Annotated in this window: 9 protein-coding genes and 3 pseudogenes; 7 read left to right on the forward strand and 5 right to left on the reverse strand. The window is 60.7% G+C overall.

Translation table 11 applies throughout. The annotated features are described in order from the left end of the window. The 4 genes and pseudogenes from L9Z73_RS16510 to L9Z73_RS16525 all read left to right on the forward strand — a co-directional run. Nucleotides 1-334 (forward strand): annotated as a pseudogene (locus L9Z73_RS16510) (hypothetical protein); the annotation flags it as partial. Beyond that, nucleotides 331-1,122 (forward strand): ABC transporter permease, encoded by a 792-nt coding sequence (locus tag L9Z73_RS16515; RefSeq protein ID WP_247402978.1) that lies wholly within the window; start codon nt 331-333, stop codon nt 1,120-1,122. The pseudogene L9Z73_RS16510 and the gene L9Z73_RS16515, both read left to right, overlap by 4 nt. Nucleotides 1,123-1,230: 108 nt before the next feature. Then, the gene (locus L9Z73_RS16520) at nt 1,231-1,770 is read left to right on the forward strand and encodes a PQQ-dependent catabolism-associated CXXCW motif protein (RefSeq protein ID WP_247402980.1); all 540 of its coding nucleotides are present in this window, start codon (nt 1,231-1,233) and stop codon (nt 1,768-1,770) included. A gap of 24 nt (nt 1,771-1,794) precedes the next feature. Next, complete coding sequence (locus tag L9Z73_RS16525; protein ID WP_247402983.1) at nt 1,795-2,460, forward strand: response regulator transcription factor; 666 nt, start codon at nt 1,795-1,797, stop codon at nt 2,458-2,460. A 209-nt stretch (nt 2,461-2,669) separates the two neighbouring features. Here the strand turns inward: L9Z73_RS16525 and L9Z73_RS16530 are convergent, their stop codons facing one another. The 3 genes from L9Z73_RS16530 to L9Z73_RS16540 all read right to left on the reverse strand — a co-directional run bounded on the left by L9Z73_RS16530 (nt 2,670) and on the right by L9Z73_RS16540 (nt 7,124). Further along, nucleotides 2,670-4,634, reverse strand: a complete 1,965-nt coding sequence (locus L9Z73_RS16530; protein WP_373423766.1) for a PAS domain-containing hybrid sensor histidine kinase/response regulator — start codon at nt 4,632-4,634, stop codon at nt 2,670-2,672. After that, nucleotides 4,564-5,721: a nitric oxide-sensing protein NosP gene (nosP, locus tag L9Z73_RS16535; protein ID WP_247402985.1), complete on the reverse strand. Its 1,158-nt coding sequence runs from the start codon at nt 5,719-5,721 to the stop codon at nt 4,564-4,566. Before nosP ends, L9Z73_RS16530 begins: the two co-directional genes overlap by 71 nt. A gap of 227 nt (nt 5,722-5,948) precedes the next feature. Next, nucleotides 5,949-7,124, reverse strand: a complete 1,176-nt coding sequence (locus L9Z73_RS16540; RefSeq protein ID WP_247402988.1) for a porin — start codon at nt 7,122-7,124, stop codon at nt 5,949-5,951. A gap of 265 nt (nt 7,125-7,389) precedes the next feature. On the opposite strand from L9Z73_RS16540, the pseudogene L9Z73_RS16545 reads away from it, so the two are divergent. Beyond that, nucleotides 7,390-7,527: pseudogene (locus tag L9Z73_RS16545) on the forward strand (MBL fold metallo-hydrolase); the annotation flags it as partial. A gap of 43 nt (nt 7,528-7,570) precedes the next feature. Here L9Z73_RS16545 and L9Z73_RS16550 read toward each other — a convergent pair. Together L9Z73_RS16550 and L9Z73_RS16555 are read right to left on the reverse strand one after the other, a co-directional pair. Continuing rightward, the gene (locus L9Z73_RS16550; protein ID WP_247402992.1) at nt 7,571-9,196 is read right to left on the reverse strand and encodes a methyl-accepting chemotaxis protein; all 1,626 of its coding nucleotides are present in this window, start codon (nt 9,194-9,196) and stop codon (nt 7,571-7,573) included. A gap of 179 nt (nt 9,197-9,375) precedes the next feature. Next, nucleotides 9,376-9,858 carry an Lrp/AsnC family transcriptional regulator gene (locus L9Z73_RS16555; RefSeq protein ID WP_017847498.1) on the reverse strand — a complete coding sequence of 161 codons (483 nt, stop codon included), beginning with the start codon at nt 9,856-9,858 and terminating at the stop codon, nt 9,376-9,378. A gap of 195 nt (nt 9,859-10,053) precedes the next feature. Here L9Z73_RS16555 and L9Z73_RS16560 point away from each other — a divergent pair, with 195 nt between their 5' ends. Continuing rightward, entirely contained in the window at nt 10,054-11,289 is a 1,236-nt protein-coding gene (locus tag L9Z73_RS16560; protein ID WP_247402995.1) for a 3-methyl-2-oxobutanoate dehydrogenase (2-methylpropanoyl-transferring) subunit alpha, read from the forward strand. Between the two features lies 1 nt (nt 11,290). Then, nucleotides 11,291-11,651 (forward strand): annotated as a pseudogene (locus L9Z73_RS16565) (alpha-ketoacid dehydrogenase subunit beta); the annotation flags it as partial.

Raw genomic sequence — 11,651 nt, forward strand, 5'->3', positions numbered from 1 at the left:
GGGCGCGGCGCGGGTCTGGTTGTTTCCCCATGTGGATGGGGCGATGAGTAACAGCTTGCTGTTGTTGGATGAAGCCAGCGTCGGCCTCGACCCCGCCAGCCGCCTGGCGCTGAACCAGCACGTGCGCAGCCTGTGCCTTGAACAAGGCATTACGGTGCTGTGGACCACCCATCTGCTCGATGAAGTGCAGCCCGACGATGCGTTGATGATCCTGCACCAGGGCCGCTTGGTGGCCAGCGGGCAAGTCGATGCGCTGATCCTGGAACAGGGCGGCGACCTCGGCAGCGTGTTCGCGCGCCTGACCCGCCCCACTTCGACGGGAGCCCCGGCATGAATGCTTACTGGCAATGTTTGCGCGGCATCGTGCTGCGCGAGTGGCTGCGCTTTGTGTTGCAGCGCACGCGGTTTCTCAGCGCCCTGGTGCGCCCGCTGTTGTGGCTTCTGGTGTTCGCCGCCGGGTTCCGCGCCGCGCTGGGTATCTCGGTGATCGAACCCTACGACACCTACATCCCCTACGAGGTCTACATCATCCCGGGGCTTGCCTGCATGATCCTGCTGTTCAACGGCATGCAGGGTTCGCTGTCGATGGTCTACGACCGCGAGATGGGCAGCATGCGCGTGTTGCTGACCAGCCCGCTGCCGCGCACGTTTTTGCTCTGCAGCAAGTTGCTCGCCACCGCGTTGATTTCGCTGTTGCAGGTGTACGGGTTCCTGGCGATTGCCTGGGTCTACGGCGTGCAGCCGCCGGCCATGGGGCTGTTGATCGCCCTGCCGGCGTTGCTGCTGGTGGCCTTGATGTTGAGCGCCCTGGGCCTGCTGCTGTCGAACGCGATTCGCCAACTGGAGAACTTTGCCGGGGTGATGAATTTCGTGATCTTCCCGCTGTTTTTCATGTCGTCGGCGCTGTACCCGTTGTGGAAGATGCGCGACTCCAGCGAGTGGCTGTATTGGCTGTGCGCAATCAACCCTTTCACCCACGCCGTGGAGTTGGTGCGTTTTGCCCTGTATGAACGCTTCGCCGGCCTGGCCCTCGCGGTTTGCCTGGGTTTGACCGTGCTGTTCGCACTGTTGGCGGTGCTCACCTTCAACCCACAGCATGCGGCGTTGCGCAAAAAAGGCTGAAGGCGGCAAAAACTACTACTTTAGTACTGGTTTTCATGTCTATCGTCGCATTCCCAAGGGCTCGGGACTCACGTGTAATGGGCGCATAACGATAAGGATCGCCCTGCCATGCTGCCTGCCCGACTGCCCTTGTTGGCGCTGCTGTGCCTGTTTGCCGCCAACGTACAGGCCGATACCGCATTATTTTCCGCCGATGGCTATCGCATCAGCCTGTACCGCAGCCCCACGCCCGATCACGTGCAGGGCGCGACGATCATCGACACCCCTGCCCTGCAAGCCCTGCTGACCCAGACCCCGGCCCCGGTACTGATCGATGTGTACCGCCGCCAATGGCTGCAAGGCCGCTTCATCGAAGACCAGCCCCACGCCAACCTGCCCGGCAGCCGTTGGCTAGCGAACACCGGCGACGGCGATCTCACACCGGAGTGGCAAAGTTATTTCGTGCGCCATGTGTACGCCTACAGCGGCGGCAACCTTGCGCGACCATTGGTGTTCTATTGCCGCGCCGATTGCTGGCTGAGTTGGAACGCGGTAAAACGTGCCGCCAACCTGGGCTATACCTCTGTGTATTGGTATCGCGATGGTCTGGATGCCTGGGAAGCGGCGAAGCTGCCGGTGTCGGTCGCCCAACCCGAGCCATTTGAATAACCACAATAAGAAAGGTGAACGGCCATGTACAAAATCCTGATTGCCGATGATCACCCACTGTTTCGCGAAGCGATGCATAACGTCATCAGCGACGGTTTCCCCGGCAGCGAAGTGATGGAGACCGCCGACCTGGAGAGCGCCCTGGCGCTGACCCAGGAACACGACGACCTCGACCTGATCCTGCTCGACCTGAACATGCCCGGCATGCACGGCCTCAATGGCCTGATCAACCTGCGCAACGAATCGCCGACCATCCCGGTGGTGATCGTGTCCGCCGAGCAAGATAAACAGATCGTGCTGCAGGCCATCACTTATGGCGCCGTCGGTTTTATCACCAAGTCGTCGCCGCGCCTGCAAATGACCGAGGCGATCCAGCAGATTCTCAACGGCAATGTGTACCTGCCACCGGACATCATCCGTACCCAGAAACCCGGCACCCACCGGCGCCTGAACGAAAACCCGGGCTTCGCCCCGGAATTGCTGCAGGCGTTGACCCGTAAGCAGTTGCTGGTGTTGGAGCGGATGACCAAGGGCGAGTCGAACAAGCAGATTGCCTACACTCTGGAGATCGCTGAAACCACGGTGAAGGCCCATGTGTCGGCGATTTTGCGTAAGTTGAATGTGCATAATCGGGTGCAGGCGATTTTGAGTGCGGGGGATATTGATTTTGGTTCTTACCTGCGCCGCTGATCTTCCAGAAACAACATAGAACCCTTGTGGGAGGGGGCTTGGATGGGGCTTGTGTGGGAGGGGGCTTGCTCCCGATAGCGGTGGATCAGTTATAGGTGCAGTGACTGACAGTCAGCTATCGGGGGCAAGCCCCCTCCCACATTGGATCTCCATTTGGTCTCTGGATCTTTGAATAGCTATTTGATCTCTGTTTGAGGCGCGTTCGGTGGTCACTTGCCGAGCAGGTGGCTCATCGCGGTCTTGAGCTTCATCGGCCGCACCGGCTTGTGCATCAAGGTGTGTCCCAGTTCGCGGATCTGCAGTTTCAGCTCGTTGCTGTAGTTGGCGGTGATCATCATCGCCGGGATCGGGCTGGCGCGCCGGGCGTTGATGCGGGCCACGGCGTCGACGCCGTTCTGCTCATCGTCGAGGTGGTAATCGGCGATCAGCAGGTCAGCCTCGGCGTGGTAGTTGTCCACCTGCCGCGCCAGGTCTTGTTCCGACAACGCGGTGACCACCCGGCAGCCCCACCCTTCCAGCAAGGTGCGCATTCCCGCGCAGATCGCCGCGTCGTTATCCAGCACCCACACCCGTGCGCCTTGCAGGCGTTCCAGCATCGGTTCGCTCATGCACGGCTGGGGCAGCGATTTGGGCGCGGTGGCGCTCAAGGGCACGTCCACCGCGAACATCGAGCCCTTGCCCGGCCAAGACTTGACGGTGATGCGGTGGCCGAGAATACCGGCGATTTTTTCCACGATGGCCAGGCCCAGGCCCAGCCCGCGATCCTGGTCGCGCCGCTGCACATCGCCGCGCTTGAACTCCTGGAAAATCTCCTCCAGGCGATCCTCGGCGATGCCCATGCCGCTGTCCCAGACCTGGATCGACAAGCGCTGGTGCTGGCGTCGACAGCCCAGCACCACGCGCCCCGAATAGGTGTAGCGAATGGCATTGCTCAGCAGGTTGCGCAGAATCCGCGCCAACAGCTGGATATCGCTGCGCACCAGCGCCGAACAGCCGATGAAGTGCAACTCCAGGCCTTCGCTGCGCGCCAGTTGGGTGAACTCGACAGCCAGGTTGTCGAGCAGCTCGCTGAGGGCGAACGGGGCGATATCGGCTTTGATCACCCCGGCATCCAGCTTGGAAATATCGACCAGGGTGCCCAACAGGTTTTCCACGTCTTCCAGGGAGTTGCTCACGTTGCGCACCAGGGTTTCATTGGCCTGGGGTTCGCGGCGTTCGAGCAAGGCGCCAGTGAACAGCCGTGCGGCGTTCAGCGGTTGCAGCAGGTCATGGCTGACGGCGGCAAGGAATTTGGTTTTCGACAGGTTGGCCTGCTCGGCTTCGAGCTTGGCTTCGCGCAGGCGCGATTCCACGCGGCGGCGCTCGTCGATTTCGCGCAGCAACTGGTCGTTCAGCGAAGTCAGCTCCGAGGTGCGCTGGGCGACGCGCAGTTCCAGGTTTTGATAAGCCTGGTGCAAGGCCTCGGCGGTGCGCCGGCGCTCGGTGATGTCGCGGATCAGCACAAAGATCCCCACCACTTCGCCACTGGCCAGGCGGTTGGGCACGTAGGAGCGCAGCATGTAGCGCTCCTGGTTGTTGATGTTGGTTTCGGCGAATTCGAAGGTCACGCTCTCCCCCGCCAACGCCTGCGCGACATAGGCGTCCAGGCGCTGACAGTGTTCTTCGCTGTGGACTTCGCGCAGGCTCTGGCCGAGCATCATGCCCCGCGGCCAGCAGTACCATTCTTCATAGACCTTGTTGGTGAACTCATACACCAGGTCGGCATTGAGGTAGCCGATCAGGGCCGGCACATGGTCGGTGATCAGGCGAATCCAGCGCTCGCTCTCCTGGGCCTTTTGCGCCGCAGCCTGTTCACGGCGCAGGGTTTCGGCGCGCAGCCGGGCGTTGATCAGCAAGTGGTTGCTGGCGCGCAGTTCGGCCATCGCCTGGTTCAGCGCGTCGGTGCGCTCGCGCACTTGTTCGGCCAGCACCACCGAGTGCTGGAACGTGGTGTAGGGGTCGTTGCCCTGGGTCACCCCGGACTCGATGCGCTCGATCAGCGCCGCGTTGATCCGTGTCAGTTTGTGATTGTCCAGGCGCAGCCGCGCCAGTTCGGCCAACAGTTCATTGCGATCCAGGGGCGCGTCCTCGGGCAATGGCGACGCCGGTGAAGGTCTGGTTGATGTGCATGCCATTGAACTGTTCTCCGTAGGTGTTGAACCCCATCACCCGCTGGTCGCGCAAGTAGCTCCCGATCTGCTCGAGGGTGCCGCTGTCTTCCAGCTCCAGGCGGCGCAGGAAGCAGTCGCAGCCAATGGTCAACAGCAGCTCGCCCAGGCGCGATTGCAGGCCGTCGAACAGGGTTTGCAGGTTCGGCAGGATCGGTCCGGGTTTCATCACCGTGAGGACGATGCCGTTTTCCACGGCGCAGTAGAAACTCAGGCTCAGGTCGTCGTGCACCTGCTGGATCGCCCTGACGTAATACTGGTCGTGGATGCGCACCGCCAGTGGGTGCGCGGCGAAGACGCGGTGGTCGAGGTCGGCCACGGCCACGCCGATATGCCGCGCATACTCTTCGGCGGCGGGTTCGGCGTTGAGCTCGAATACCCGCCGTGACGGGCTGTCGGCGCCGGTCACCACGAGTTTTTCCGCACGCGGCAGAATGTGGTGGGTGGTGAACACTTCGAAGTCCAGCCAGGTATTGACCAGCACCACCACGGCCGCGCCGCTGTGGAACACGCCGTTGAAATACACGTGGGTGTGCGTGAGGTAATTGTCGTCGCCGGCCGAGCCGCCGAAATGCGGGATATCGCCGAGCGCCGCGCTGAGGGCCGCGAGCACCATTTCTTCACGGCTGGACAGGCCGTCGAGCAAGGTCAGGGCAAAGGTGTTGCCCTTGATCGGCGCCAGGGTGTTACTGCGACAGCCGCCCACCAGGCGTTCGACCATGTGCTGGGCGTCGATCAGGCTGAAGTGTTCCACCTGGTCGATCAGTTCGGTGGCAATCGAAAAATGCGCGTGGTTGAAGCCCATCGCCGTCACGCAATTGCGGCCGTAGCCTTGGGGCGTGATCTCGCCGGCGCTGGTGCAACCGACGAGGCGCACATTGCCGAAACAACGTTGCAGGGCTTGGCCGAGCGCCTGCAGGTCGTAGGTGGCCGAGCAGAAAAATAGCACAAAGCCCAGGTACGGATGCAGCAGTTGCTCGGCCAATTCTTCGGCGGCCTGCTCGGCATCGGTGGCCAGGGACATGGCACTGACTACGCCTTCATGGTTGTGCATCGTCGACTCTCCGCTCTGAAGCATGAGTGTACGAAGGCTGGGGGGGCGGAACCTATGCTACTTGGGTACTGGGTGGGGGGATTCGATGGGATTAGACGCTCAGGGTGCAGGTAATCCAATGTGGGAGGGGGCTTGCTCCCGATGGCGGTGGATCAGTCACTGATGATGTGGCTGAAACACCGCCATCGGGGGCAAGCCCCCTCCCACAGGGTCCGTATTCCAAATGACTACCAGGTGAGTACGGCACCGACGGCGAAGGTGTCGGTGTCTTCATTCTGGGCGCTGGTCTCATGCCCCTTGATCTGGAACTGGTTGTATTCGGCGACCAGCTTCAGGTTGTCGTTCACGTCATGAAACAGCGCAATGCCGCGGGTTTCATAATCCGCGCCGCTGCCTACCACGCCGTTGCCGTCGTCCTTGGTCTTGCCATACGACAGCGCCAGGCGGTTCTTGCCCAGCTTGTAGGAGCCCTGCATCAGGTAGCCGTTGCTGTCGACATTGCGCAGGGTCGCTTCGCCGGCATTGTTGGTGAAAAACGGGTTGATGCCCTTGGCCTGGAAGCCCGAGCCGGTCAGGGACAGGCCGCCCATTTTCGCCTGCACGCCGTAGCCCAGGCCCTTGGAGGTGACGCTGTCGACATTGGCGTCGGTGTTGTCCGAGGTCTGGTAGCTGCCGTTGAGCCAGCTGTAGATCTTCGCCCCGCCCAGGTCGAACTGGTAGGTGATCTCGCTCTCGGTGCGCGGGTTTTCCTGGTAGGCCTTGCCTTGGGGGCTGCTGTCGTTGGTGTCGACCGGGTCGAGGATGCCGACGGCAATACGCAGGCCGTCCATCACCGGGGTGCGGTAGGTGATCTGCGAGGTAGGGAACGGGTACGGGTAGCCGCTGCCGATATTGCCGAACGAAACCCCGCCGCCATCGACCAGGCCGAGGCTGTCGCTGACCTGGCCGTAGCCCGCCAGCAATTCATCGAGCAGGATATTGGAACGGGCGAAGAGGCCGAAGTCCTTGCCGATCAGCACTTCGCCCCACTCCGGGTTGGCCACCGTGCCGTAGAACTGGCGCACATCGATGGCGGTGTCGGTGCCGTTGGTTTCGCTGTCGTTGATGGTCACCCAGAACGAGGCGCGGGCGCCGAGCTTGAGGTCGTCGACCTGCTTGCTCATGTTGAAGCCCAGGTAGTTGGGCAAAAAGCCCATCTTCACCCGGGCCTGGCGGCGGTCGTATTGGTCACCGGCGCGGTCTACGTTGCTGTTGACGTAGAAGGCGTTGATGTAGCCATCGGTGGAGAAGGTGGTTTCGTCTTTGTCGTACAGCATGATTTCGGCGTTGGCGAACGGGCTCAGGCCCAGGCCGACGAGAAAGGCAGGCAACAGACGCAGGGGGAGATTCTTATTGTTATGCATGGTGCGCTCCGCAACGGGGACGTGATGTCGGAGGCGATTATCGAAAGCTGCCAGGCCACGGCCTACGCTGCCTTGGCGCTGGTTTGCGGGTGCTTTGGGTGGGCCACGGGTGCCCGGCAAGTTCGGTGTAAGACGGGCCGGGTTACAGGCCCGGCACTTAGGGTGTACGACCGGCCCTGAACAACATGCCGAAAGATCGCGTCGAGGGTTCGCAGTTCGACCACTTGTTCGCCCCGGATGAAGTCTTCCCTATCGGCAGTTTGAACGCCCCCAGCGCGATGCCGGGCTGGGGATGCCGACGCTGTTGCTGCCGGCGATCCAGGTGAATGTGCGGGCGGGGCATATGCCGCCGCCCGAAGAGCATGGGGTGATGTACCGCAAGATTCCGCTCAATCAGCTCTGAGCGCGCTCCAGGCGGAGCGCACGTTGAGGACGCATGCCGTTACTCAACTGACGGAGAACTTGGCAACGATTTGCTTGAGGTCGACCGCCAGCTTGGAAAGCTCATGACTGGCGATGGAGGTTTGCCCAGCGGCGGAAGAACTCTGGATGGACAGATCCCGAATGCTGATCAGGTTCTGGTCCACCGAGCGGGCAACGTGGGCCTGCTCCTCGGATGCCGTGGCGATCAACAGGTTGCGGTCATTGATATCTGCAATGGCCTCAGTGATTTGCGTCAAGGCCACACCGGCTTCATGGGCGATTTTCAGCGAGTCCACTGCGTCGTTGCGGTTCAGCGCCATAGAGGACACCGCGTCGCTGGAGCAGGTCTGGATTTTCGCAATCATGTGCTCGATTTCCTGGGTCGAGGTTTGCGTCCTGTGGGCCAGCGCCCGAACTTCGTCGGCCACCACCGCAAAGCCTCGCCCCTGTTCCCCGGCCCTGGCGGCTTCAATAGCGGCGTTCAAGGCCAGCAGGTTGGTTTGCTCGGCAATGGAGCGAATCACCTCGACCACCCGCGCAATATCCTGAGCCTGCTTGGCCAACCCTTCGACTTCCACGCCAGTCTGCTGCACCGTGGCGCTGAGCTTCTCGATGGACGCGATGGTTTGCGTCACGCGCTCCTGGCCGATTTTGGCCGAACGCTGGGAATCCTGCGTCGATTGGGAAGCCGAGATCGCATTCCTGGCCACCTCTTCCACCGCCGCCGTCATCTCGTTAACCGCCGTGGCCGCCTGATCCGTCTCCATGCTTTGGCGTTCAATACCTGCACTGGACTCGCGGGTGATCGAACTCATCTCCTCCGCCGCCGAAGCCAGTTGTCCAGACGCCTCCGAAATATTCTGCAGGGTGCTTTTCAGGTTCATCTGCATGGACGCGGTAGACCGTTGCAATTCGGTCAGCTCATCATTGCCATTGATGGCAATGGCCACACGCAAATCCCCATCGGCAATTTTGCCGGTCGACACCAACAATTCGTGCACCGGTTTAATGATGCTGCGGGCAAACAGACGAGCGACCACGACGGCGACCAGTAACGAGCCGACCATCAAGATCCAGGTAAACAAACGCGCTCCTTGATACTCGCTGGACGCGACCTGTACCGCCTCGGCGGAGCCACGCGCGTTCAACGCGATCAGTTCGCCGATGGCACGCTGCACATCAAGTGCAATCGGTCCGTTAACCTCACGCAAATAGGTGGCCGCCTGCTCGGCGGAAAGGCTGGAGGCTTGTGCGAGGAACTCATCCGTTTTCTGGATGTAGTTCTTTATCCCGCTCAATGCCTCGTTGTACTTGGCTTGTTCCTCGGGGCTCGACACTAACGGCGCATAGCGCTCGGCAACTTCGAGCGCTTGCGCGCGAACACTTTTGAGCTTCTCAAGCGAAGCGGGGTCTTGACGCGTGGCTTCCATGGCAAAACGACGTAGATCAAGACGCAGTTTGTAAAAAGCCACATCTATCTCACCGCCCAGGCGAATACTGGGGAGCCAGTTGTTTTCGATTTCAACGGTCGAAGAATAAACCTTATCGACTTTTATAAGCGTCATTGCTCCTTGTACTAACAGCAGAAGACACACCACACCAAAACACAGAGTGGTACGAACGTTCAACTTCAAGGCTCTCATGGACATCGCGGCTCACCCTTATTCTGGGCCGCGAATTTCACGGCCTGCTGGGTGCTAATGTGTTGAGTTAGATGTGAAAAATACGTGACTGATTAAGTAAATTTTTATTTAGAGAAAGAAATAAAAACAGCGCCGGTAGTTATCTAGCTAACTATCAAAATAACTTGGGTTATCCCAAGCCGAGGTCAAACCATCAAGCCATCCGGCGGCAGCGGCAACGCGGTCTTATAGCGCACTTGTTTAAGAGCGAAGCTGGAGCGGATATTGGCAACGCCTGGAACTTTGGTTAGAAAGTCCATCATGAAACGTTCCAGCGACTGGATCGTCGGCACCAACACACGGATCAGGTAGTCCGGGTCGCCGGCCATCAAGTAGCACTCCATCACCTCGGGCCGGTCGGAAATCGCCCCTTCGAATTGCTGCAAGGCCAGTTCGTTTTGTTTTTCCAGGCTGACGTGGATAAACACGTTGACGTGTAGCCCCAGCAGGTCGGCATCGAGCAAGGTTACCTGGTCGCGAATCAGGCCCAGTTCTTCCATCGCCTTGACCCGGTTGAAGCACGGTGTGGGCGACAGGTTGACCGAGCGGGCGAGGTCGGCGTTGGTGATGCGCGCATTCTCCTGCAGGGCGTTGAGAATGCCGATATCGGTACGGTCCAGTTTGCGCATGAGACAAAATCACCTGTTTATTATGTTTATGCAGTTTTTTTATCCGCAAATGAGCCCGAGCGCAATGAAACACAGATAAATATTCTTCTACGCCCCGCCTATGATTGTTGTAGGACAAGATTTCTCCTACCCGGAGGAAGACGGTCAGCTAGCGCGCCCACTACAAGAAATTCACAAGATCGAGCGTAGAAAGCCATGAACCAGCCGTATGCACCGCTGCGCCTGCACGTTCCCGAACCCTCGGGCCGCCCAGGCTGCAAGACTGACTTTACCTACCTGCGCCTGACGGACGCGGGCCTGGTGCGCAAACCCCCTATCAACGTAGAACCCGCCGACACCGCCGACCTGGCCAAGGGCCTGATTCGCGTGCTCGACGACCAGGGCCAAGCCCTCGGTCCCTGGGCTGAAGGCGTGCCTGTCGAGATCCTGCGTCGCGGCATGCGTGCCATGCTCAAGACGCGGATCTTCGATAACCGCATGGTGGTCGCCCAGCGTCAGAAAAAAATGTCGTTCTATATGCAGAGCCTCGGCGAAGAAGCCATCGGCAGCGCCCAGGCCCTGGCCTTGAACATCGACGACATGTGCTTCCCCACCTACCGCCAGCAAAGCATCCTGATGGCACGCGACGTGCCGCTGGTGGACCTGATCTGCCAACTGCTGTCCAACGAGCGCGATCCGCTCAAGGGCCGGCAGTTGCCGATCATGTATTCGGTGAAAGACGCCGGTTTCTTCACCATTTCCGGCAACCTTGCTACCCAATTCGTACAAGGTGTGGGCTGGGGCATGGCCTCAGCGATCAAGGGCGATACCAAGATCGCCTCGGCCTGGATCGGCGACGGCGCCACTGCCGAATCGGACTTCCACACCGCCCTCACCTTCGCCCACGTCTATCGCGCGCCGGTGATTCTCAACGTGGTCAACAACCAGTGGGCAATCTCCACCTTCCAGGCCATCGCTGGCGGTGAAGCCACCACCTTCGCCGGACGCGGCGTCGGTTGCGGCATCGCCTCGCTGCGCGTGGACGGCAACGACTTCATCGCGGTGTACGCCGCTTCCGCCTGGGCCGCCGAACGCGCGCGGCGCAACCTTGGCCCGACCCTGATCGAATGGGTCACCTACCGCGCCGGACCGCACTCCACTTCGGATGATCCCTCCAAATACCGTCCCGCCGATGACTGGAGCCACTTCCCGTTGGGCGACCCGATTGCGCGCCTCAAGCAGCACCTGATCAAGACTGGCCAGTGGTCCGAAGAGGAACACGCGGCGGTCAGTGCCGAACTGGAAGCCGAAGTGGTCAAGGCGCAGAAAGAAGCCGAACAGTACGGCACCCTCGCCGGCGGCCAGATTCCAAGCGCCGCGACCATGTTCGAAGACGTCTATAAAGAGATGCCGGAGCACTTGAAGCGCCAGCGTCAAGAGTCGGGGGTCTGACATGAACGATCACAACAACAGCATCGAATTGGAAACCGCCATGACCACCACCACCATGACCATGATCCAGGCCCTGCGCTCGGCCATGGACGTGATGCTTGAGCGTGACGACAACGTGGTGGTGTTCGGCCAGGACGTCGGCTATTTCGGCGGCGTATTCCGTTGCACCGAGGGTCTGCAGAACAAGTTCGGCAGCTCGCGGGTGTTTGACGCGCCGATCTCCGAAAGCGGCATCGTCGGCGTGGCGGTGGGCATGGGCGCCTACGGCCTGCGCCCGGTGGCGGAAATCCAGTTCGCCGACTACGTCTACCCGGCCAGCGACCAGATCATCTCCGAAGCGGCGCGCCTGCGGTATCGCTCGG

Source organism: Pseudomonas emilianonis (genome assembly GCF_023072625.1).
Classification (GTDB): domain Bacteria; phylum Pseudomonadota; class Gammaproteobacteria; order Pseudomonadales; family Pseudomonadaceae; genus Aquipseudomonas; species Aquipseudomonas paraveronii.